Here is a 22,885-nt window from a genome sequence, read left to right as displayed (position 1 = left end):
GTCCACCGGCCCGCCCCACCGGGCGGGCCGTGGCATGAGAGCTGGTCGTGAACGCGGCGCCGCGACCGGACAACGGCGCGCCGTCGACAGGCCTTCTTGAGTGTTCGGGCACCAAAGCGGCACAGCCGCAGGACAACTGAGGTGATCGATAGTGGAGCACGGGGTGCTGGTCCCGCCCGTCTATTCTCCGATTTCTTCCGCGATACATTCCCGGCACGAGCTGATCAACCAACAGACCACGGCCTGGGCACACAACTTCGGCATCGGCTCGCGTGAACTCCGCGAGAAACTGATCGGTCAGGACATCGGCACCTTCGCCGCCCGCATCCTTCCGGAGGGCAACGAGGAGGTCGTCTCGCTCCTCGGCGACTTCATCCTGTGGCTCTTCGGCGTCGACGACGGCCACTGCGAGGAGGGCGAACTCGGCACCGATCCCAAGGAGCTGATCCCCGAACTGTCCCGGCTGCTGCGCATAGCCCAGAACCCGGAAGCAGCCATGCTCACCGGGGACTCCCTGGCCGCGGGGCTACGGGACCTGCGGCGCCGGATGGACCAGCATGCGACACCGGGGCAGGTCGCCCGCTGGGTGGACGCCCTGCGGGAGTACTTCCTGTCGGTGGCCTGGGAGGCGTCGCACCGCAGCAAGGGCACGGTCCCCGACCTCAACGACTACACCCTGATGCGCCTGTACGACGGGGCCACGTCCGTCGTCATGCCGCTGCTGGAGATGGGCTACGGCTACGAACTCCAGCCGCAGGAACGGGACAGCACGGCCGTGCGTGCTGCCGCCGAGATGGCCTACTTCATCATCACGTGGGACAACGACCTCTTCTCCCATCACAAGGAATCCCGGGGGCAGCAGTACTACCTCAACGTGCTGCGCGTTCTGGAACACCACCACGGGCTCTCGCCTGCCGAGGCCCTCGACACAGCTGTCGCCCAGCGCGACCGGGTGATGTGCCTCTTCCTGCGGGCCCGCGACCACCTCGCCGCCTCCGGCAGCCCTCAGCTGCGCCGATATCTGGAAAGCCTCAGCTCCTTCATCCGCGCCGCACAGGACTGGGGCATCTCCTCGCGCCGGTACACCACCCCCGACGACCCGGCCGAGCTGCCCACCACGTTCCGGGACACCCCCACCGACGACAGCGCCGAGCCGCTGGACATCCCGGCCATCGCCTGGTGGTGGGACGTCGTCCCCGACGAACCGACCCCCGGTGTCCCGCAACGCGGTGAGCTCCGGGTCGGCGATCAGGCGGTCGGGGTTCCTCACCTTCCCCGCTCGGGCCGTGTAGCGACGGCCGGACACCGACGCCGTTCCTGTGCCTGAGCAACGGCAGTCATGAAGGTTGTGAAGAGGAGCTCCCTGTGACCACAGCGTTGCGCGCAATACCCCGGGCCCCCGGCAGGCTGCCCCTGGTCGGCCATGCGATCCCCCTTCTGCACCGACCTCTCGACTTCGTGCAATCCCTGCCGTCCACCGGAGACCTGGTGAGGGTGGACCTCGGCACCCTCCCGGTCTACTTCGTCACCAATGCCGACCTCACCCACGACCTGCTCGTCACCAAGTCCCGGCACATGGAGAAGGGCAGGTTCTTCACTCGGGCCCGCATTCTGATCGGAGACTCGCTGCCAACCGCCCCCGCGCACATCCACCGGCCGCACCGTCGGCTGATGCAGCCGGCTTTCCACCGGGAGCGGATCGCCGAATACGCGCGCGTGATGGCCGACCGAGCCAGGGCCATGGCCGACGCCTGGACCCCGGGCCGGAGCATCCCTCTCGACGAGGAACTGGCCAGGTTCTCGGTCAGTACCCTGGCCGCAACCATGTTCTCGACGGACATCAGCCGCCCCGCAGTGGAGGCTGTACTCAGGGATGTTCCGGTCCTGTTGAAGACCGCGATGTTCCGCACGGTGACGCCGAAGCTGCTGGACCGGCTGCCGATCCCGGCCAACCGGAAGTTCGACCAGGCGGCCGTCCGTCTGCGCAAGGTCATCGACGATGTCATCGCGGCGTACCGGGAGCACGACGACTCCGAGGTCAACGACCTGCTCTCGCTCCTGCTCGCCGCGCGCGACAGCGACACGGGCGAAGCCCTCACCGACCGCGAGGTGCGCGACGAGTTGGTCGCCATTCTGTTCGCCGGCACGGAGACCACCGCCTCGACCCTCTCCTGGACCTTCCACGAACTGGCCGCCCACCCCGAGGTCGAGCACCGTCTGCTCGACGAGATCCGGTCCGTCGTCGGGGACCGTCCCATCAGTTTCGAGGACGTGCCCAAACTGAAGTACACCGACCGCGTGGTACGCGAGGTCTCCCGCATGCACTCGGTCCCGCTGCTGATGCGCCGGGTGGCCACCCCGGTCGAACTCGGCGGCACCGAACTGCCGGTCGGCACCGAGATCGCGTTCAGCCTCTACGCGCTGCACCGGGATCCCCGGCTCTACGAGGCCCCGGAGCGCTTCGATCCGGACCGCTGGCTGCCGGAGCGCAGTCAGGACCGGCCCCGTGAGAGCTACATCCCGTTCGGCTCGGGCAACCGCAAGTGCATCGGGGACGGCTTCGCCTGGACGGAGATCGTCATCACGCTGGCCACCGTGCTGGCCCGGTGGCGGCTGGAGCCGCTGCCGGGCCACTCCGTGCGGGAGGTGGCGTCGGCCGTGGCACACCCGGACCGGCTGCCGATGCGGCCGGTGCCGCGGACGGCGGCGGCTTGATCGGGTGACGGTGGGCCACCCGGCGGAGGTTGCGCGGACCTTTGCCGGGTGGCGACGCCCGCTGTTCCGGCGCACGCGGTGGGCCCCGGACCGGTGCCGCCCCAGCCGCTCGGCGCTCCGGATTAATTTTCCGCAGTGTTGACGAAAATCAGCGTCCCTTCGCATGCTCGAACTGCGGCGCGAACACCTCCGTCGCCGGTACCCGATGCCGGCGAGCCGGCGCCCCGGACGACGAAGAAGGACGTGACTGATGACCAGCTCCGAGAAAGGGACACACCTCCACAGACGGTCCTTGCTGGTCGGCGTCGGCTCCTTGGGAGCGGCGGCGGCGCTGCCCACGACCGCAGCACAGGCGGCGGCGCGGGGCGCCGCACCGACCGGGCGGTATCCGTCGAACCGACCCGAGCTCGATCCGTACGGTCTCGCGGACACCGGGGCGGACCTGTGGCCGCGCAAGGACAACTCCTTCATCCTTCCGCTCGAACTGCGCCCCCGTGACGAGGAGCTCGGCCGGGTGTGGATGCGCGACACCTACGTCAACTGCTTCGTCGTCGACGGCCGTTTGGTCTACGTCGCCACCGGCACCACCCGGGTTCCCGGGCTGGAGGCTGCCGCCCCCTGGAACGACGGCATCTTCGTGTGGGTCTCCCGGTCGCTGCGCGGGCCGTGGCGACTCGTCGACACGACCGGCATCCGGCCGAACGCCGAGAAGGGCAAGGTGTGGTCGCCCGAGTTCGTCGGCGAGAACCGGCCCGGACGCACTGTCGTCGCCCAGTGGCAGGAGTACTGGCATGACGACCGGTTCGGCAAGCGCGGTCAGGCGTGGGCGCCGGAGGTGCACCACTTCCGCGGCAGGTGGTACATCGTCGCGTGCATGGGCGACCACTCCCGGAAGGTCGGCTCGTTCCTGCTGGTGAGCGAGGGCGGGATCGAGGGGCCGTACCGGCTCGTCGAGGGCAACCTCGACAAGCCCTTCGGCGACTCGTTCATCGGCGGGCCGAAGTTCATCGAGCCCGGCGCCTACCACCACATCGACGGGAGCCTCTACACCGAGGGCGACGACGCCTGGCTCGTACTGCACAACGACCTGTACGCGAAGTTCCGGGACGACATGGAGGACATCGTCCCGACGACGAACCTCCCCAGGTTCCGGCAGACGCCCTACTCACCCGAGCCGTACCTCGAAGGCGCGTACGTGTTCAAGTACCAGGGCAAGTACTACCTCGTGCACGCCGCGTGGGACCGGACATCGCTGAACCCGGACGGCAGCACCCGCTACGCCTACGACCCTCCGGGCCCCGGCCGCGTGCAGTACCAGTACGACGCGGTCGTCGCCGTCTCGGACACCTTCGAGGGCCCGTACTCCCAGCGGTGGACCGCGGGTGTGGGCGCCGGGCACAACAACTTCTTCGTGGACGGGAGCGGTCGTCTGTGGGCGACGTTCTTCCGCAACCCGAACGTGGGCTACTGGTCGGACCCCGCCCGCCTCGCCGACGCCGCCGTACCCGGGGTCGTACGGCTGGAGTGGACGGGGCCGCAGGGCAACCGGCTGTACGTCCGACGCCGCGACCGGGGTCGCGGCACCGTCGGTGACTGACCTTCCGACACCGCCCGCACGTGGCGGCGGGCTCTCGGAGGGTGCGGGACGGTCCGGCCGTCGGCTGAGCAGATCAGCCGGCGGCGGGGGCGCGGGCCACCCGGAAGCCGAGGTTGCCGGTGGTGCTGTCCGGGGTGTTCGCGGTGCGGGCCGCGACGCGGTAGCGGTTGCAGTAGGAGTCGTGGCACAGATAGGAGCCGCCACGCATGGCCCGCAGCCCCGGCTGCTCCGGGTGCCAGGTGTCCGCCGTCCACTCCCACACATTGCCCGAGACGTTGAACAGTCCGAAGCCGTTGGGCGGGTAGGCGTGCACCGGAGCGGTTCCGGCGTAGCCGTCCTCGGCGGTGTTCCTGGCCGGGAAGGCGCCCTGCCAGATGTTGCAGTGGTGCACCCCGTGGGGGGTGAGGTCGTCACCCCACGGGTAGCGGGCCTGGTCGAGCCCGCCACGGGCCGCGTACTCCCACTCCTCCTCGGTCGGCAGCCGCCCGCCGTCCCAGGCGCAGAAGGCGCACGCGTCCGCCCAGCTGATGTGGGTGACCGGGTGGTCCCAGCGGCCGGCCAGCCCGCTGCCGGGGCCCTCCGGGGCGTCCCAGCGGGCCCCTTCCACACCGCACCACCACGGGGTGGCGTCCGGGCGCGGTGAGATCTTGCGCAGCCGCCCGGGAAGGAACTTCGCGAAGACGTAGCTCCAGCCGAAGCGCTCGGCGTCGGTGCGGTGGCCGGTCGCCGCGACGAAGGCGGCGAAGCGTGCGTTGGTGACGGCGTAGGCGTCCACGGTGAACGGCGCCACGGTGACCCGGCGCACGGGCCCCTCACCGTCACCGGGGTTCACATCGGTGTCCTCGCTGCCCATCCGGAACGTGCCACCGGACAGTTCGATCCGCGTCCGGTACTCCTCGGCCGCTCCGTCGGGCGGACCGGTCGTGGCCGCAGCCGTGGGGGCCACGTCCACGGCCGGCCGGCGGGCGGGCGCGCAGCAGCCGCGCTGCCCGGTCCCGGAGTCCGACGGGGTCACGCGCGCCCCTCCTCCCCCGCCCCGCCGGGCGCGGGTGCCGTGTCCGGCTCGCTCTCGAAGGCCGAGAGGGTGGTGTCGTAGTCGGTCTCCACGTCGTACATCGGCGACATCCAGTGGAAGAAGTTGTCACCCCGCTCGCGCAGCAGATCGTAGAGCGTACGGGTCAACTCGGCACGTACGTCGCGCAGTTCCGGATGGTCGTAGCGGTTGTGCAGCTCGTCGGGGTCGGTGTGCAGATCGTAGAGCTCGTTGCGGGACTCGGGGTTGACCACCAGCTTGTAGCGGCGGGTGCGCAGCATGCGCTGGGGGTAGGGGAAGTGATGGCCGTGGAACTCCGCGAGATGGTGCGGGGCCCACTCGGGCCGCTCGCCCGCGGCCAGCGGCAGCAGACTGCGGCTGTCCACGGCCGGTTCGGTGTCGCTGCCCGCCAGGTCGAGGATGGTGGCGGTGCAGTCGGTGAGCGAGACGAACTCGTCACGGACCTGGCCGGGCGGCGCGCCGGGGACCTTCAGGAGACCGGGTATCCGGTAGATGTCCTCGTACATCGCCGGGCCCTTGTCGTGCAGCCGGTGGGCGCCGGTGAACTCACCGTGGTCCGCCGTGAAGAACACCGCGGTGTGCTCCTCCAGCCCCAGTTCGCGGACCGCGTCCAGGATGCGTCCGATCTGCTCGTCGATGAGGGTCACATAGCCCCAGTAGACGGCGATCAGTTTGCGGCTCTCCTCCAGCGGCATCGTGTCGAACGCCCACAGCCTGCTGTAGTTGCTCTGCACCGGGGGCTTCGCCGCGAAGGTCTCGCTCACCGAGGCGGGCAGCTCGACCAGCGCGGGGTCGTACATGTCGTAGTACGCGTCCGGGAGGATGTAGGGCAGGTGCGGGCCGAAGAAGTGGGTGGCCAGGAAGAACGGCCGGTCTCCACCCGGACCTGCCCCCGCCCGTCCCGCTCCGGGCGCCGCGCCCACTCCGTCCGCCACCCAGCGGCGCAGCATCTCGATGGTGCGGGTGGCGAGATAGTGCTCGAAGGTCGCCTCGACGGGCTGGCGCAGCCGGGCGGCGAGGAGGTTGCCGGGGCTGCCGTTGGGTGTGGTGCCGCGTACGGGGTCGGTGATGCGATACGGGGGAAGGCCGTTCTCCTCCAGGTGGGCGAGGTAGTCCGGGTGGTCAACCGGGTTGTGCCAGCCCGCGAGGTCCGGGCCCTCGAAGCCGTAGTCCGCGGCGGTCCGGCGCACTCCCCCGTGCCATTTGCCCAGCAGACCCAGCCGGTAGCCCTCGGCACGCAGTTGGCCGGCGAAGGTGAACTGGTCGTCGGCAAGGTCTTCCAGATAGCCGACGTTGCGTTCGTAGTTGGCCAGCAGCTTGTGGCGGAAGGGCGCGGCGCCCGTGAGCAGGCTGGCACGTGCCGGGGTGCAGATCGCGGTGGGGGTGTAGCAGCTGTCGAACCGGGTGCCTTCGGCCGCGAGCCGGTCCAGGTTCGGGGTGCGGACGTGGGGGTTGCCGTAGGCACCGAGGGTGTCCACCCGGTGCTGGTCGGTCATGAGGAAGAGCATGTTGGGGCGCACGGGGACCCTTTCGGTTCGGTCGGCCTGGGGCCGGCGGGGGCGGCCCGGGGCGGGCGGCGGACCGCTCCCGGCCGGCGCCACGCGAGGCATGCTCCGGCCCCCTGAATATTTATGTCAATACTGCGCACATAAATCCGGGCGGGCCCGGAATCTCTTTGTTCCGACTCATTGACGAAAAACTGCGGCGCTCACCATGCTGTGCGGCATGCAGGCACACGACGGCCCCCTGACGCGGCTGCGCAAGAGCCATGAGCAGTCCGTTCTGGACCTCCTCCGCAAGCACGGCCCGCTCAGCCGGGCCGAGTTGGGCACCCACAGCGGCCTGTCCCGCACCACCCTCTACGACATCGTCGCGGGCCTGGTGGAGGGCGGCGCCGTGGTCGCCTCCACCCCGCCGGCGGAGGTGCGCAGGCGCGGCCGGCCGGTCGAGAAGCTCAGCCTCAACCCGGACGCCGGGGAGGCGATCGGCATCGACTTCGCCCGCCGCGCCGTCCATGTCTCGGCCGTCAACGTGGCCCACGAGATGATCGGTTCCGCCAGTGAGGCGCACGCGGCCGATCTCCCCTGGGCCCAGCGCGCCGACATCGCCGAACGACTCCTCGGCACGCTCGGCGGCTCGGGCCAGGCGGGACCGGCCCGGAACGGGCCGGCCGAGGGCCCACGACCCGGTACGCTCCGGCTCGGCTCGCTCAGCGCCATCGGGGTCGGCGTGGTCGGACCGATCACTGATCCCGGCGGTGCGGAAGCCCGCGCGCTCAGCATCGACGGCCTGCCCGGTCTGCTCCGCGAACGGTTCGGCGTCCCGGTGCTGCTCGACAACAACACCCGACTCGCGGCACTGGCCGAAGCCGTATGGGGCGCGGCCTCCGACGGCGGCGACGTGTTGTATCTGCGGCTGTCCCACGGGGTGGGCGGCGGACTGGTCGTCGGCGGCTCGCTGCACCGCGGAATGTACGGGATGTCGGGCGAGTTCGGGCACATCACCGTCGACCCGCAGGGCGCACCGTGCGAATGCGGCGGCACCGGCTGCCTGGAGACCGTCGCCTCACTCGACGCCGTCCTGCACCGCTACCGCTCGGCCGGTGGCCGGGCCGAGGACATCGCCGCCTTCCTGTCCGCCGCCGCGGCCGGGGACCGGATCGCGCACGCGGTGCTGGAACAGGTCGGCACCGACATCGGCATGGTACTGGCAGCCGTGTCCAACGCGGTGGGCCCGGGCGTCATCGTCATCGGCGGTGAACTGGCCCAGGCCGGTGCGGCGCTGATCGAGCCCGTCGAGCGGGCCCTGCGCACCCATGTGATGCCGATGGTCCGCAACCAGGTGCGCGTACGGCGCGCCACCCTCGGCGACGCCGGCAGCGCCCTGGGCGGCATCGCCCTCGTCCTGCACGAATCCCCCCTGCTCTCCCGCTATCCGCAGCCCGTCACCGAGGAGCTCGCGTGGACCCAGTGAGGCACCCATGGCCGTGATCGTCCCTCCCGAGAAGACCGCCGTGGCCCAGGCCCCACGGCGCACCGCGCGCCGCTCCCGGCACCGACCGCTCGCCCTCAACGTCCTCGCGCTGGTGGCCGGTGTCCTCGGCTGGGCGGTCGTGGCGGCGCTGGAGCTGGTGGAGAACCTGCCCACACCGCTCGCCGTGGCGCAGCAGGCCGGTGACATGGTCGCCGACGGCACGCTGATGACCGACACGCTCGCCAGCCTGCGCCGGGTCTTCCTCGGCTACGCCCTCGGTGTGATCGTCGCCGTACCCGTGGGCTTTCTGATGGGCTGGTACCCGACGGTGCGCGCCGTGGTCGAGCCCTACATCCAGTTCTTCCGCACCATCCCACCGCTCGCGCTCATCCCGCTGACGGTGGTGCTGCTCGGGATCGGCGAGGTCCCGAAGATCGCGGTCATCTACCTCGCCTCGTTCATGGCCTGCGTCGTCTCCTCCTTCCAGGGCGTCGTCGATGTGGACCGCACCCTCATCAACGCGGCGCGGGTGCTGGGCGCCTCGGACCGGGTCATCTTCGCCAAGGTGGTCGTCCCGGCCTCCACACCGTTCATCCTCGTCGGGATGCGCATCGGGCTCGGCGCCTCCTGGGCCACCGTGGTCGCGGCCGAACTGATCGGCGCCCAGGAAGGACTGGGCTACCGGATGCAGAAGGCGTCCACCTGGTTCGAGATGGACACGATCTTCGTATCCCTCATCACCATCGGCGTGCTCGGCCTGCTCATGGACCGGCTGCTGCTGCTCGCCGAACGACGGCTCACCGGCTGGCAGGAGCGACGATGAACAGCAGGATCAGCTTCCAGGACGTGGTGAAGACCTTCCCGCTGAAGGGGGCCGAGTTCACCGCCTTGGACGGGGTGTCCCTGGACATCGCCGACCAGGAGTTCGTCACCGTCGTCGGCCCCTCGGGGTGTGGCAAGAGCACCCTGATGAGCATGGCCGCCGGCCTCCAGGAGCCCAGCTCGGGCCGGGTGCTGGTGGACGGCAGACCGGTGACGGGGCCCGGTCCCGACCGAGGCGTCATCTTCCAGCAGTACGCGCTCTTCCCATGGCTGACGGTGCGCCAGAACGTGGAGTTCGGTCTCAAACTGGCCGCCGTCCCCACCCAGGAGCGCCGCCGCCGGGCCGCCGAGGCCATCACGCTGGTGGGACTCGACGACTTCGCGGACGCACTGCCCAAGACCCTCTCGGGCGGTATGAAACAGCGCTGCGCCATTGCCCGCGCCTACGCGGTGGACCCGCAGGTCCTGCTCATGGACGAGCCGTTCGGTGCGCTGGACGCCCTCACCCGGGTCCAGCTGCAGGATCAGCTGCTGGCGACCTGGAGCCGCGAGAAGCGCACCGTACTGTTCATCACACACGACGTCGACGAGGCGGTCTATCTGGCCAGCCGGGTGGTGGTCATGGCCGCCCGGCCCGGCCGTATCCACCGCGTCGTCGATGTGGACCTGCCCTATCCCCGCACCGAGGAGATCCGGCTCTCCGCGGATTTCCGGCAGATCCGCAACGCGGTGTGGACCTCCGTCTACCACCAGGAGTCCACCGCTCCGGCCGCCTGAGCACACCGCCGGTCGCCGAGCACCTTCCGTACCCGTTCGGCGCGCGGTTCCGCGCGCCCTTCGGGGCCGCACCTGCCCCCCTTCCCCTTCCGCCTCCCCGTAAGGACACCTTCGCCATGCCCAAAAGGACCATCCGCCGCACTCTGTCGGCGCTCTTGTCCGTCACGGCCCTGACCCTCGCCATGAACGGGTGCTCCACCGGGGCTTCGCAGGACGACGACACGGTCGACTTCGGCTACATAGGCGACTACAACGGCGCCAGTCTGCTGGCCATCGCCGAGAAGCAGGGACTGTGGAAGAAGCAGGGCCTCACCGCCAGAACGAAGGTGTTCAACAACGGACCGGTGCAGATCCAGGCGCTCGGTTCCGGCGACCTCGACTACGGCTACATCGGTCCGGGCGCGATGTGGCTGCCCGCCTCCGGCAAGGCGAAGGTCATCTCGATCAACACCTTCACCTATGCGGACCGCGTCATCGCCCAGCCCGGCATCAAGACGATGAAGGACCTCAAGGGCAAGCGGGTCGGCGTGCCCGAGGGCACATCCGGCGACATGATCCTCAACATCGCACTGGAGAAGGCCGGGATGACCACGAAGGACATCCAGAAGATCGCCATGGACCCGTCCACCGTCGTCTCCTCCTTCACCTCCGGAAAGATCGACGGCGCCGGCATCTTCTACCCCTCCATCGACACGATCAAGAAGAAGGTGCCGAAGCTGGAGGAGGTGGCCAGTACGAAGGAGACCGGGGACACCTTCCCCACCGCTTTCGTCGCCGGCAACAAGGTGCCGGAGAAGAAGAACACCAAGGTGATCAAGGTCCTGCAGCAGGCCAACGACTGGCGCAAGAAGCACCCCGAGGAGTCCATCGCCCTCACGGCCAAGATGCTGCACGTCAGCAAGGCGCAGGCGAAGTCCGACGCCTCGCACGTCGAGACCCTCTCCACCGACGAGCTGGTGGCCAGGACCGAGAGCGGCGAGTTGGGCCGCCGGCTGAAGGAGCTGGGGGAGTTCTTCCTCCGCAACGAGCAGTTGGAGAAGAACCCCGACCCGGCCGACTACTACACCGGCGCCCTCTACCGGAAGGTGCACTCCCAGTAGTCCGCCGGTGCGGGTCCGCCGCCCTCGGTGCCCCAGTTCGTACAGCCTCCGGTGCCGCTCCGGGCCCGCCCGGGCTAGGGCGGGAAGGTGACGGGAAGGTGGTCGAGCCGGGTCTCCCACGTGGAGGCGGTGTCCGTGAGCCCGCCGGGGTCGCCGCTCAGGGCGAGGCCGGGAAGGCGGTGGATCAGCACCTCCACGGCCGTCTCGATGATGGCCTGGCCCACGGCCTGCCCCGGGCAGGCGTGGGGGCCGCTGCTGAAGGCCAGATGGGCCTGGTTGCCGCGTACCGCGGTGCCGGTGTGCGGACGGATCTCCGGGTCCAGGTTGCCCGCGGCCAGGCCGAGGATGAGCAGGTCCCCGGACCTGACGTGCTGACCGCCGAGTTCGCAGTCGGCGTTGGCGAAGCGACCGGGGAGCACGGCCAGCGGCGGCGAGTTCCACATCGCCTCTTCGACGATCGCCGTGATGGTCATCTGCCCGCTCACCAGGTCGGAGAGGCGTGAGTCGTTACTGAGGATCGACTGCAGCACCCGCGCCAGCAGGTTGCTGGTGGTGGCGTGGGCCGCGATGAGCACCAGCCGCAGGTGGTTTTGCACCTCGTCGTCGTCCAGGGCGGCCGGGTGCTGGATCAGTCCGGTGGCGAAGTCGGGACCGGGTTCGGCACGTTTGTGGGCCGTGAGTTCGGCGAGCACCCGTGCGATGCGCTCGTTGGCCGAGATCGCCCCTTCGCCGCCCGCCATCATCTCGGCACAGGCCGTCGCCAGATACTTCCCGTCGGACTCCGGCAGCCCGAAGAGCCGCGTCAGGACGAGCATCGGCAGATACTCGGCGTACTGGAGGACCAGGTCGGCCTGCCCGGTGTCCGCGAAGGCGTCGATCTGCTTGTTGGCGAAGTGGACGACGTGGCGGCGTATCCCGCGGTTGGCGACCGTCTCCATGCTCTCGGTCACCGCTCCGCGCAGCCGCTGATGCGGCTCCCCGTCCTGCGAGAGGCAGTCGGGGCGCCACCCCAGCATCGGGATGAGCGGTGAGGTCTCCTCGATGCGCCCCTCCTCCCAGTCCCGCCATTTGCGCGAATCCCGGCTGAACTGACCGGGGTTGTCCAGCACCCGCCGGTTCTCCCGGTAGCCGAGTACGAGCCAGGCGGGCACGTCGCCCTCCAGCAGGACGGGCGCCACCGGCCCGTACTGCTTGCGCAGCCGGGAGTAGGTCCCGTACGGATCGGCCGTGGACTCGGCCGCGTACAGCCTCGTGGTGGCGCCGGTGTGCCGCGCGGGGCAGCCCACGGGCGGGGTCGGCGCGTCAAGGTGCGGACTGTCGGAGGGCTGGACGTTCATCGCGGCTCCAATGCGGCAACAGACCGTTCCTTGATGTGGCGGATGAGCGCGATCAGCACATCGCGGCTCGACGCCCGGTCGCGTGCGTCGCAGGTGACGATCGGTGTCTGCGGGGAGATGGCCAGGGCCTCCCGTACCTCCTCGACCGGGTGGTTGTGGGCGTCGGGGAAGAGGTTGAGGGCGATGACGAACGGCACCTCCAGCCGCTCCATCTCCTCGATGGCGCGGAAGCTGGACTCCAGCCGCCGGGTGTCCACCAGGACCACCGCGCCGAGAGCGCCCTTGAACAGGCCGTTCCACAGGAACCAGAACCGCTCCTGCCCCGGCGTGCCGAACAGGTACAGCACCAGTTGCTCGTTGAGGCTGATCCGACCGAAGTCGAGACTGACAGTGGTGCTCTTCTTGTCCGCCACGCCGACCAGATCGTCGACGCCGACAGTGGCCTGGGTGAGGGTCTCCTCGGTGGTGAGCGGCACGATCTCGCTGACCGAGCCGACCATCGTCGTCTTCCCCGTGCCGAAACCGCCGGCGACCATCACTTTGACCGACCGGCTTCCCGCGTGCAGCGCTTCCGCCCGTTGCGGAAACGCCGGCCGGTCAAAGCCGTTGAAGTCCACTGAGTACCTCCTCGAGAAGCGCGAGGTCGGGTCCGTGGTCGCCCGTACCTGCAATGGGATCACGGGCTTCCACACGGCCTGTGTTCAGCAGGTCGGCCACCAGCACCGAGAGGATGTTGAAAGGCAGCCCGAGGTGTGCGCCGAGTTCGGCCACCGACAACGGGTCGCGGCACCACCGGAGGATGGCGTCGTGCTCGGGCTGGGTCCCCGGTTCCGGTGTGGAGCGGGCGACGATCAGGGTGGCCACATCGAGGGTCGACGCGTCCGCCGTGGGCGCGCTGCGGCCTTGGGTGAGTATGTAGTAGCGCTCCAGCCCGGGCAGGCCCGAGCCTGCTTGCGGCTCGGTCATCCAGACTGCTCCTGGCGCGGGACGGTGCCGAGGAGGTCACCCATCCTGCGGGCGCAGTCCCTCATCTGGTGCCCCAGCAGTCCCTGGTCGAGCCCTTTCCTGGCCAGCACGCCCAGGTACGTCTCGTTGCCGGCGCGTACGACGAACAGATGGCCGCCGTCGACCTCGATCCCGGCGAGCCGCAACTGGCCCTTCTCCTTCGGGAACTGCTCCGCGACGGGCTGGGCCAGTGACTGCAGGCCCGCGACGATGGCGGCGAACCGGTCGGCGTCGTCGGTCTCCGCACCGTACGAGGTGATGGCTTTCCCGTCCGAGGAGGCCACCAGGGCGAAGCGGATCTCCGGGATGCTCTCGGCCAGGTCGCGGAGCGCCCAGCTCAGGTCGGTCTGGTGCTGCGTCATGTGGCTAGTCACTCTCTTGTTGCTCGTCGGGGCGGTCGTTCTTGTCGGGCCCGTTCGTCGGGCCGCTGCCGGACACGAAGGCGGCCAGTCCGGCGAACGACTCCTCCGGCGGCACGCCCCCGGTCTCCCCCGTCGCGGCGCGTGTGCCGTGGCCGGGAGCCGGCGCGTCCGTGAACTGCTTGCTCCGCTTGGGCAGCCCGCCGGGTGTGGTGGCGCCCGTGACCAGCTCCTCGTCCGGGCTGTCCGAGCCATTCCGGCCGGTTGTGCCCGCCGGGCCTTCCGGGGCGGCGGCGGGGCCGACCGTGACGGGCTCGGACGGGGTCCTGACGGGTTCGGGGCGCGGACGGGGCATCGGGGCCCGGGTGAGGGCCGACTCGGAGTACGGGCGCTTGTCGAGGGGCTTGAAGTACTTGTGGGGCACCACGACGACCACGGCGGTGCCCAGCCACGGCGAGTCGTCGAAGGTGACGGTGATGCCGTACTTGCGAGCGAGGTTGCCCACGACGCGCAGGCCGAGCTGCGCGTCCTCGGCCAGCCCACCCGGTCCCGAACCGACCGCCACACCGTTCAGCAGCCGCAGCGCCTGGCGCCGCTTCTCGGCCCTGAGCCCGGTGCCCGCGTCCTGGATCTGGATGCCCAGCCCGTTGGGTACTTCCCGGCCGGAGACGATCACCGGCTCCGAGGGGGGCGAGTACCGCGCCGCGTTGTCCATCAGATGGGCGAAGATCAGCGTGAGATGGTCGACCAGGTTGCCGTCCACGCCCAGTTCGGGAAGTCGGCGCAGCTGTACCCGCTTGTACTCCTTGATGCGCGCCATGCCGCCACGCACCACGCTGAGCAGCGGCTGGTGGGTCTGCCACTGCCTGCCCGGCCGGTCGGCCCCGCCCAACACGACGATGCTGGCGGCCAGACAGTCGGCCGGGCCGATCTCCTGGTCCAGCTGCATCAGGTCCCGGGCGACCGCCGGCAGGCTGTAGTGCACACCCTGCATCTCGTGCAGTTGGGCGCGGATCTTGCTCGTGTAGACCTGCATCCGACTGCCGATGCTGACCACCGACTGCCGGGCCGAGGTGCTGCGGTCGAACTCCTCCTCGATGGCCATCATGGCCGAGCGCAGGAGCTTGCGGAGCGTGCTTTTGAACTCCTCCGGTACGTCCGGGTCCTGGGCGAGCGGGCGCAGCACGTCGTCCATCGCCTCGCCCTGGCGCAGTTCGTCGACCGCCCTGGGCAGGAACTCGTCCGCCACTCGTACCAGCTGGGCCTTGTGCAGCTCGGTCAGCTGGGAGAGGCGCGCGTTCAGTTCGGAGACCTCCGAAGCGTGCTTCTGCCCCAGGGACGCCAGCCATTGCTGCGCCTGCTCCTTGTCCCGCGCCGCCTGCGCCTGATGGTCAGCGGCGGCCTTGCGGGCCCGCCTCTCGGAACTCAGCAGGCGCTCGACGCAGACGGCGGAGGCGGCCGTGGCCACCGCGCCGACCAGGAGGACGGTCGTCAGGTCTCGGGCCGATCCCGCGGCCGTCACCACGGCCGTGGCCGCACATATCGCTACGGGCAGTGACCACCACGCGTACCAGGCGGCGGGCAGCCGGGTTGCGGGTGGGTTCGTGGCAAGTTCCATCTGGATCCTCAACCGATTTGCTCATGCGGGCGGGTCGGAAACGCACTCGTCGTACAGCCTGTGCCGTACGGGAGGCGGCACTCACCGAATGACCTGCTGATCGTCCCGGTTCCTTTTCTTCGGAGGTGCGAAGTGGTGGCGGCAGGCCACGGTTCCCCGCGAGTGCGTCAACTCGCCGGGAGTCGGGGAGCATAGCGAGAAGAAGGGGCGCCCCGCAGGAGATGCTGTGTTCTGCCATAGTTCTGCCATACGCCTCGGATTCACGTTCGAGTGCGGCGTGTGGCCGATTTCCCTCCCCTTCGTGGTGCACGACGCAAAGAAATACCTGGCAGGGCTCCGAAGGGACTGATTCCGGCGTATACGGCAGGGCGCGGACGCGGGTGCGTTCAATGCACCCGTCGGATCACCGACCTTTCGAGCCGGTCGACTCCCTGACCGATTGTGTCCTTTTTTGATCAGTCACCTGACTGAGTGCCTCTCGACCGCCCGTCCCGGATGCATCCGCCGATTGTGGGGAGACTGACCCCTAGCATCGGCACCACTCCCCCATCGCGGCCCGCGGGCCCGGCTGCCGGACACGACCTCGCGAGTGGCGGGGTGACAGCCGCTGCTACCCGTTCGACCTGGGCCGACGGCCCTCGGCCAACGGGTTCGGCACACCGCGCCCCGGCTCGGCGAGGAGCGCGCAGCGCCACCGTACGCCCCACCGCACCGCGCATGACCGGCATGCACGCAGCACCGACGTGAGCGTTTCCACGAGCAGGAGGACTCACCGATGGGACGAAGCGGAACCAGCGACGAACTGGCAAACATGGTCAGGGAATCTGTCATTAGTTGCACGGAAGATTACAAGCGCCGCGAAGAAGCCGGCGTCGCACGCCGGAACAGCGCTGCGCGCCAGGAAGTGCGGCGCGGCGGCAACGCGATATTCCCCGTGGAAGGGGCTCTGGTCCGCGCCCCCAGGGAATTCAGCGCTCCCGACGAGCACGGCATGGAACGCCTGCGCAGGCTGGACGAGTGCCTCGCCGTCATAAACAACGCGTTTCCCGGCGTCGAGACCGGCATCAGCCTGTGCCGGCTCACATGTGCGTTACTGGAAGGGGTCTGGCGAGAGCGGGCGGAGAGCAACGAGATCGCCCCCTACGACGATTCGTGCACCTGTACGCTCTGTGCGCACCTGCCCAAGCCACTCACCCGCGCGCTGGACGACTACGACTGGCGCAGGAGCGACGGGCGCCCCCTCCGGATCAAGACATGGCCCTACCGAAAAGAACTGGACAGCGTGCTGACCGGCGGCTGGGTATGGACCAGGAAGATGAACGATTCGGACCGGGATCTCGGGCTCCGGTTCCGGCACGAGGACGACATCCTGGTCCTCCACGAGTACAAGCGCGTCCAGTCGGCGATCGACGTGGCCGACACCGCCCGCGCGGTCGAGCAGCGCCTGGCCGAGGACTGCACGACCAATGGCGCGCGGGCCCTGATATCCGGTCTCTACGCGGCCTACAAGCGCTCCGTCGACGAGTACTGGCTCAAGCGGCATGTGTCGGGCACCGCCACGCTCCCCCAGTCCACGCCGCTCGACAAGTCGGCCTACACCCTGCTCCAGCTCATGGACTGCCTGTTCTGGCACGTCTCCCCGGACAGCGAGCTCTGGCAGGAGGAGCACCTCGCCTCGCTGGTCCTGTGCCGGGTGCTCAACGACATGACCGATGCCCGCGCGGACGCGGTCACCGGCGAGGCCAGCAACTTCTGGCTGAGTGCCATGTCCACGCACGACAAGGCGCTGTACGGGGCGTGCGTCGTCGCGCTCATCAAATACGGGTGCATGCCGGAGGCACACGGCCTGCTGTGGAACACCTGGCTGATGGGGACCACCATCGTCTGGGAAGGACTGACCGGGCGGCACGCCCTGTGGTTCGACGGGATCACCAACGGGCTGCCGCCGGTGGACGGCTGCCCGCTGTGCGGTATCGAACCCAACGCCTGCACGGGTCTGCTCACCGACGGTGTCGCGCTGCGCGTCGGCGGGACGCCCGCGGTGGATGTGCTGGGCGAACGGGCGGCCCTGCTCTCGGCGCGCTGCCGCGCAGAACACCCGCAGGCATGGCGGCTGTTCGCCAGCGAGCTGGCCGCCTTCGAGGCGCTGCACGGGGAATGGCGCGGTGACGTCGACACTGCCTGGGAGATACTGCGCCGCACCTACATAGCCGCCGTCCTCGCCTCACTGGCGGGCGGCGAGGGCGCCCGCGAGGTCCAGACCGACTCGGGGAACGTCGGCGCGGCCCTGTTCCACGCACTGCACCGGCCCCCGACCTGGAAGGAGGACACGGCCCTGCTCGCCTACATGTTCGGCTGCGCGCATCCGCACTTCCTGTGGAACGCCCAAGGCTTCGCACCGACCGCGGTCGGCGGGGACTGGCTGGACGGCTGAACGGACCGGGCGGCCGAACGGACCGGGCGGCTGCCTTGCCCGGGCAGGGCGTCGACGGTACGACCGTACGCCCCGGCTCCGCGCCCGCCCCAGCCACGGCGCACCTCTCCCGGCAACGGCACGAGGCCCTGTCCATGACGGACAGGGCCTCGCCCGCACCCGCACCCGCCCGGCTTGCGCACGGGCCATCCGTCCGAGTACCGGTTCACTGGTCGGAGTAGCTGAGATCCCCCATCGTCCAGGCGCTCACGTCCTTGATGGCGATCCGGTACATCCCACCCGTCTCGGGGATGCCCACCGGCCCCTGCAGGATTCTGGCGACGTGGAAGTGCAGGTAGGAGGGCTCTCGGGAGTCACGAGCCTCCGTGGCGTCCGGCGCTGCCATGAAGGTGCCGGCGAACGGTCCGAGTCGTTCCGAGTCCCTCAGGACCTCGGCCACTCGCTGCCTCCACAGCGTCTCGGGCGCCAGGCGGCCCGTGATGACGGCCCCATGGACCACGACGGTGAGAGACATCTGATTGGTTTGCTCCGACTCCACCATGGCGGCGATGTCGACGAGCAGCTCGTCAGCATTCGACATGGGTGCTGATGCTATAAGGCCGCGTACCAGGTCCGCGACGGCCGGGGCCCCGACGTTCCGCCGGATGGCCCGTCGGAGCGGTACGCGGCCCCCAGCTCAGGCCTGCGTCGCGGTTCCCAGCAGCGCCGAAGCCGTCTGCTGAGGTGTGAGGACCGGCGCGGTGGCGGGCTCGTGGCAGGTGAAGCCGAGCCGGGTCAGCGCCCGGCCCACTTCTCCGACGGTGAAGTCGCGGCGGTCCTGCCTGGTGACCACTTCCCCGACCTGCTGGACGGGGTAGGTGCGGCGGCCGATGGTCACGGACGTTCCCGAGGCGGGTTCGGGCTTGACGCCCTTCATCGCCTCCAGCACATCGCTCTTGAGCAGGTAGAAAGCGGAGTGGGCGATCACGCAGCGCATAGGACCTCAACAGGGTCGAAGGGGAACTCCGGGAGGGGCCGACCGCCTCGGGCGGTCGGCGGGCGGGAAGGCCGAGGATGCGGCCGTTCCCGCCCGAGCACAGGAGGGACGCGTCAGGCGGCGATGCCGGAGGCGGGGCGGCGGCGTCCCCGCGCAGGCCGGCTCCGTCGTCCGCGTGCGGCGGAGTCGCCGCGCTTGGGGCGCTCGGCGACCGGCGCGGCGATGGTGACCGGCACACCGGGGGGCTCCTGGGCGCCGGTGATACGGCTCAGCTCGGCCTCACCCGAGCGGACCTTGGTGACCTGGGCCGTGATACCCGCGTCGGCGATCAGCCGGCTCATGCCGCGGCGCTGGTCCGGCAGGACGAGGGTGACGACGGTGCCGGACTCACCGGCGCGGGCGGTGCGGCCGCCGCGGTGGAGATAGTCCTTGTGGTCGCTGGGCGGATCGACGTTGACGACGAGGTCCAGGTTGTCGATGTGGATACCGCGAGCTGCGACATTGGTGGCCACCAGGACGGTGACGTGCCCGGTCTTGAACTGGGCGAGGGTGCGGGTGCGCTGGGACTGGGACTTGCCGCCGTGCAGCGCCGAGGCGCGTACACCGGCGGCCAGGAGCCGCTTGGTGAGCCGGTCCACCGCGTGCTTGGTGTCCAGGAACATGATCACCCGACCGTCGCGGGCGGCGATCTCCGTGGTGGTGGCCACCTTGTCGGTGTCGTGCACATGCAGCACGTGGTGCTCCATCGTGGTGACCGCGCCGGCGGAGGGGTCGACGGAGTGCACCACCGGGTCGCTCAGATAACGCCGCACCAGGCGGTCGACGTTCCGGTCCAGGGTGGCCGAGAAGAGCAGCCGCTGCCCCTCGGGCCGTACCTGGTCGAGCAGCTGGGTCACCTGGGGCATGAAGCCCATGTCCGTCATCTGGTCGGCCTCGTCCAGGACGGTGATGGCCACCTGGTTCAGCCGGCAGTCGCCCCGGTCGATGAGGTCCTTGAGCCTGCCGGGCGTCGCGACGACGACCTCGGCCCCGGCACGCAGCGCGCCCGCCTGCCTGCCGATCGACATGCCGCCCACCACGGCGGTGAGCCGAAGCTGCAGCGAGCGGGCGTAGGGGGTGAGCGCGTCGGTGACCTGCTGGGCCAGTTCCCGGGTGGGTACGAGGACGAGAGCCAGCGGCTGGCGGGGCTCGGCCCGCTGCCCTGCGGTGCGGGCCAGCAGAGCGAGGCCGAACGCGAGTGTCTTGCCGGAGCCGGTGCGCCCGCGGCCCAGCACGTCCCGGCCGGCCAGCGAGTTCGGCAGGGTCGCCGCCTGGATCGGGAACGGCACGGACATGCCCTCGGAGACCAGCGCGGCACGCAGCCGGTCGGGCAGGTCCAGCTCGGCGAACTTCTCGACGGCCGGCAGCGGCGGAGTGCTGGTGGTCGGCAGCGCGAACTCCGTGGGGCGGGAGGCGGAACGCGGTCCCTGGCCGCCCGACCGCCCGCCCTTGGCCGAACGGGACGGAGCGCCCGTTCGGGCCGTCCCCAGCGGGCGGTTGCGGCCGCCCCGACCAGAGCCGGTGGCGGCACCCTTGCGGGAGCGGTAGGAGTTGTCGTTCGTGCGGGTTGAGCGATTCATACGGAACCTTCCTCGGTGCGGCACGCATCGAGGGGATTCCTGCAGCAGCAATGAGCCGCACGAGGATCCGCAAGAACGAGCCGAAGAAAAAGAGAAAACAAACCGGGCCGCAATCGGCGGCCGGATATCACAGACAAAGCGACGGCGGGTCGGAACGGGCGGCGGCGGGTGAGCCGTGGAAAACGGCAGTCACTTCTCGGGCCGCGAGCGCCGGGATCCGGATTCCGCCCGGCGAAGTACGCGGAAGGGTGGCGGACGGCGCTGCCGTCGGCTCGCCGCGTACGGTGCCCGTCGAGGACGAGGGGCACGATCGGTGTGGCGAGCCGGGGTGCGCACGCACGGTGCGGACCCCGGCTGCCGATAGGCGTCAGCGTCAGGCCGGAACGATGTTCTCGGCCTGAAGGCCCTTCTGGCCCTGCGTGACGTCGAAGTTCACCTTCTGGCCTTCCTGAAGCTCACGGAACCCGGAGGCGGCGATGTTCGAGTAGTGGGCGAACACGTCAGCGCCGCCACCGTCCTGCTCGATGAAGCCGAAACCCTTTTCCGCGTTGAACCACTTCACGGTGCCAGTTGCCATTCGATCTCCCTTGGGGGCAGTGACCGGAGTCCGCACCTTGCGGAACCGGAGTCGCTGCGATGATTTACCCTCCGGGAAAACCCGAACTAAAAATTTACTCGATGTGCTCGCCGCGATGGAACATCGCTGGAGCATCTGTAATCTTTGGGAACCACAACTGCAACTCGCATCAGCGTAGCACGATCAAGCCGGTGGCCGCGATAAGTTCCCACCCGGCAAGGTCCTCGCCAGGGAAATTTCTGACCGCTCATTTCCTGAATTTCTGCAGCGGCGAGGGGAGATACCCGCTCCGAACCGTCGCCCGCGTGCGGATGCGGCCGCGATCGCCGGAACAGCGGGTTGCCGTGCAAGCGGCGTCGGACGCGGCGGCGCCCCTCGACCGAGGTACGTGATCGACCGGCCACCCACGGTCGCGACAGGACGAACACGGCCGGGTGCACCCCGCACCGGCCGCAGCTCCTCCCTCGTCCCCTCCTCGCCATCCTGCTTCCGCGAGTGAAGGTTTTCTCTCCCAGGGAGGCCAGGGATGCTCCCTGGCCTGGAGGGTCGGCGCCTCTCCCCCGGCCGCTCGCATGTACGTCCTGGTCCGATCTAGGCTGGTATTACCTGCTTGGGATGGTTGGTACCGTCATGCTGCAAGTACTGATAGCCGTCATCGTCGTCGTGGCCGTCCTGGCGGCCATAGGTGTCCTGTCAGCGGTCCGCATCATCAAGCAGTACGAACGCGGTGTCGTACTGCGCCTCGGCCGCCTGCACCGGGACATACGAGGACCCGGACTGACGCTGATCGTTCCGTTCATCGACCGGCTGCGCAAAGTGAACATGCAGATCGTCACCATGCCCGTTCCGGCCCAGGAGGGCATCACACGGGACAACGTGACGGTGCGCGTGGACGCGGTCGTCTACTTCAAGGTCGTGGAACCGGCCTACGCGGTCATCCGGGTCGAGAACTACCAGTTCGCCGTCTCCCAGATGGCGCAGACCTCTTTGCGGTCGATCATCGGTAAGAGCGATCTGGACGATCTGCTCTCCAACCGGGAGAAGCTCAACCAGGGCCTGGAACTGATGATCGACAGCCCCGCCGTCGACTGGGGCGTGCAGATCGACCGGGTGGAGATCAAGGACGTGTCACTGCCGGACACCATGAAGCGGTCCATGGCCCGCCAGGCGGAAGCACATCGTGAGCGCCGGGCCCGTGTCATCAACGCGGACGCGGAGCTCCAGGCCTCCAAGCGGCTGGCGGAAGCGGCCGAGCAGATGTCCGTGCAGCCCGCCGCCTTGCAACTCCGGCTGCTGCAGACCATCACGGCCGTCGCCGCCGAGAAGAACTCCACCCTTGTGCTGCCCTTCCCCGTCGAGCTCCTGCGCTTCCTGGAACGGGCGCAGCAGCCCGAGACCGACGAGGGAGACGAGGAAGGAAGAGTCCCCGCCGCATTCGCGTCCGGCACCTCGGTGGCCGAGGCGCTGGCAGCCGCCGCCGAGGACACCGAGGACGCCGGGGAGACAGAGCCGAGCGGGGGCGGAAGGAACAAGCGGCGCAAGGTGGAGGAGGAGATCGCCCCCACCTTCCGGTCGGCGGGCCGCCAGTCCCGCTCGGCCGGTAGGCCGCGACCGACCGCCGCCGAGTCGCTCACCTCTGCCACCGGCCCACTGCCTCCGGACCCGGCCGCTCCGCGTCGCGATCCGGACATGGTGCTGCCGGAGCTGGAGGTGACCGGCCTGCCCACTGCGGAGGACACCGCCGCCGGACGCCCTTCTGAGGAGCAGCCCGAGGAGGCGGAGCACTCCGGCCGCGGCAGGTGGCGCCGCCACCACCACAAGGGGGCCTGAGCGCCGGGGGCCTGCCGCTTCAGAGGCAGGCCGAGGCGTAGTGGCGGCCGGTGCCGGCTGTTCCCGCGTGCCGCCGACGGTAGCGGCCGACG

20 protein-coding genes are annotated in these 22,885 nt (G+C 69.7%); 9 read left to right on the top strand and 11 right to left on the bottom strand.

Features of this window, described 5'->3' with window-relative positions:
- The first annotated feature begins 151 nt into the window (after positions 1–151).
- The 3 genes from JW613_RS08490 to JW613_RS08480 all read left to right on the top strand — a co-directional run bounded on the left by JW613_RS08490 (position 152) and on the right by JW613_RS08480 (position 4,312).
- Positions 152–1,327, top strand: coding sequence for a selina-4(15),7(11)-diene synthase (locus JW613_RS08490; RefSeq protein WP_307865834.1), 1,176 nt, complete (start codon positions 152–154; stop codon positions 1,325–1,327).
- Positions 1,328–1,365: 38 nt separating this feature from the next.
- Positions 1,366–2,715: a cytochrome P450 gene (locus JW613_RS08485; protein WP_307865833.1), complete on the top strand. Its 1,350-nt coding sequence runs from the start codon at positions 1,366–1,368 to the stop codon at positions 2,713–2,715.
- Positions 2,716–2,965: 250 nt separating this feature from the next.
- Positions 2,966–4,312 carry a family 43 glycosylhydrolase gene (locus JW613_RS08480; RefSeq protein ID WP_209210087.1) on the top strand — a complete coding sequence of 449 codons (1,347 nt, stop codon included), beginning with the start codon at positions 2,966–2,968 and terminating at the stop codon, positions 4,310–4,312.
- Positions 4,313–4,385: 73 nt separating this feature from the next.
- Here JW613_RS08480 and JW613_RS08475 read toward each other — a convergent pair whose 3' ends face one another.
- Together JW613_RS08475 and JW613_RS08470 are read right to left on the bottom strand one after the other, a co-directional pair.
- Entirely contained in the window at positions 4,386–5,327 is a 942-nt protein-coding gene (locus tag JW613_RS08475; protein ID WP_209210086.1) for a formylglycine-generating enzyme family protein, read from the bottom strand.
- Positions 5,324–6,862: a sulfatase family protein gene (locus JW613_RS08470; RefSeq protein ID WP_245225235.1), complete on the bottom strand. Its 1,539-nt coding sequence runs from the start codon at positions 6,860–6,862 to the stop codon at positions 5,324–5,326. The genes JW613_RS08475 and JW613_RS08470 overlap by 4 nt, the downstream gene beginning before the upstream one ends.
- Positions 6,863–7,079: 217 nt before the next feature.
- Between JW613_RS08470 and JW613_RS08465 the strand changes: the two genes are divergently transcribed.
- From JW613_RS08465 to JW613_RS08450, 4 genes are all read left to right on the top strand, one after another.
- Positions 7,080–8,339: an ROK family transcriptional regulator gene (locus JW613_RS08465; RefSeq protein ID WP_209210085.1), complete on the top strand. Its 1,260-nt coding sequence runs from the start codon at positions 7,080–7,082 to the stop codon at positions 8,337–8,339.
- A gap of 7 nt (positions 8,340–8,346) precedes the next feature.
- Positions 8,347–9,162, top strand: coding sequence for an ABC transporter permease (locus JW613_RS08460; protein ID WP_209210084.1), 816 nt, complete (start codon positions 8,347–8,349; stop codon positions 9,160–9,162).
- Positions 9,159–9,938, top strand: coding sequence for an ABC transporter ATP-binding protein (locus JW613_RS08455; protein WP_209210083.1), 780 nt, complete (start codon positions 9,159–9,161; stop codon positions 9,936–9,938). The genes JW613_RS08460 and JW613_RS08455 overlap by 4 nt, the downstream gene beginning before the upstream one ends.
- 116 nt (positions 9,939–10,054) lie before the next feature.
- A complete protein-coding gene (locus JW613_RS08450; RefSeq protein WP_209210082.1) occupies positions 10,055–11,038 on the top strand; it encodes an aliphatic sulfonate ABC transporter substrate-binding protein in 984 nt (327 codons plus the stop codon).
- 74 nt (positions 11,039–11,112) lie between these two features.
- On the opposite strand, the gene JW613_RS08445 is transcribed toward JW613_RS08450, so the two are convergent.
- Genes JW613_RS08445 through JW613_RS08425 form a run of 5 tightly spaced genes read right to left on the bottom strand, consistent with a single transcriptional unit; the run spans position 11,113 to position 15,357 of the window.
- Positions 11,113–12,375 carry a cytochrome P450 gene (locus JW613_RS08445; RefSeq protein WP_209210081.1) on the bottom strand — a complete coding sequence of 421 codons (1,263 nt, stop codon included), beginning with the start codon at positions 12,373–12,375 and terminating at the stop codon, positions 11,113–11,115.
- Positions 12,372–12,992 (bottom strand): GTP-binding protein, encoded by a 621-nt coding sequence (locus JW613_RS08440; protein WP_307842358.1) that lies wholly within the window; start codon positions 12,990–12,992, stop codon positions 12,372–12,374. Before JW613_RS08440 ends, JW613_RS08445 begins: the two co-directional genes overlap by 4 nt.
- Positions 12,973–13,341 (bottom strand): DUF742 domain-containing protein, encoded by a 369-nt coding sequence (locus tag JW613_RS08435; protein ID WP_209210080.1) that lies wholly within the window; start codon positions 13,339–13,341, stop codon positions 12,973–12,975. The genes JW613_RS08440 and JW613_RS08435 overlap by 20 nt, the downstream gene beginning before the upstream one ends.
- Positions 13,338–13,742: a roadblock/LC7 domain-containing protein gene (locus tag JW613_RS08430; protein WP_099885911.1), complete on the bottom strand. Its 405-nt coding sequence runs from the start codon at positions 13,740–13,742 to the stop codon at positions 13,338–13,340. The genes JW613_RS08435 and JW613_RS08430 overlap by 4 nt, the downstream gene beginning before the upstream one ends.
- Positions 13,743–13,746: 4 nt before the next feature.
- Positions 13,747–15,357, bottom strand: a complete 1,611-nt coding sequence (locus JW613_RS08425; RefSeq protein WP_209210079.1) for a sensor histidine kinase — start codon at positions 15,355–15,357, stop codon at positions 13,747–13,749.
- Between the two features lie 775 nt (positions 15,358–16,132).
- Between JW613_RS08425 and JW613_RS08420 the strand changes: the two genes are divergently transcribed.
- Positions 16,133–17,791 (top strand): hypothetical protein, encoded by a 1,659-nt coding sequence (locus tag JW613_RS08420; protein WP_245225234.1) that lies wholly within the window; start codon positions 16,133–16,135, stop codon positions 17,789–17,791.
- Between the two features lie 205 nt (positions 17,792–17,996).
- Here the strand turns inward: JW613_RS08420 and JW613_RS08415 are convergent, their stop codons facing one another.
- The 4 genes from JW613_RS08415 to JW613_RS08400 form a co-directional block, all read right to left on the bottom strand.
- Positions 17,997–18,371, bottom strand: a complete 375-nt coding sequence (locus JW613_RS08415; protein WP_099885909.1) for a GvpU-like protein — start codon at positions 18,369–18,371, stop codon at positions 17,997–17,999.
- A 96-nt stretch (positions 18,372–18,467) separates the two neighbouring features.
- A complete protein-coding gene (locus JW613_RS08410; RefSeq protein WP_099885908.1) occupies positions 18,468–18,767 on the bottom strand; it encodes an SCO5918 family protein in 300 nt (99 codons plus the stop codon).
- A gap of 113 nt (positions 18,768–18,880) precedes the next feature.
- On the bottom strand, positions 18,881–20,386 hold the full coding sequence (locus JW613_RS08405; RefSeq protein ID WP_209210078.1) for a DEAD/DEAH box helicase: 1,506 nt from the start codon (positions 20,384–20,386) through the stop codon (positions 18,881–18,883).
- 373 nt (positions 20,387–20,759) lie between these two features.
- Entirely contained in the window at positions 20,760–20,963 is a 204-nt protein-coding gene (locus JW613_RS08400; RefSeq protein WP_099885906.1) for a cold-shock protein, read from the bottom strand.
- 630 nt (positions 20,964–21,593) lie between these two features.
- Between JW613_RS08400 and JW613_RS08395 the strand changes: the two genes are divergently transcribed.
- Positions 21,594–22,793 carry a slipin family protein gene (locus tag JW613_RS08395; protein ID WP_209210077.1) on the top strand — a complete coding sequence of 400 codons (1,200 nt, stop codon included), beginning with the start codon at positions 21,594–21,596 and terminating at the stop codon, positions 22,791–22,793.
- Positions 22,794–22,885: the final 92 nt, after the last annotated feature.

The organism is Streptomyces smyrnaeus, assembly GCF_017676345.1.
GTDB classification, from domain to species: domain Bacteria; phylum Actinomycetota; class Actinomycetes; order Streptomycetales; family Streptomycetaceae; genus Streptomyces; species Streptomyces smyrnaeus.
Note: the sequence above shows the minus strand (reverse complement) of the source record. Positions and strands in the feature narration are given on the sequence as shown.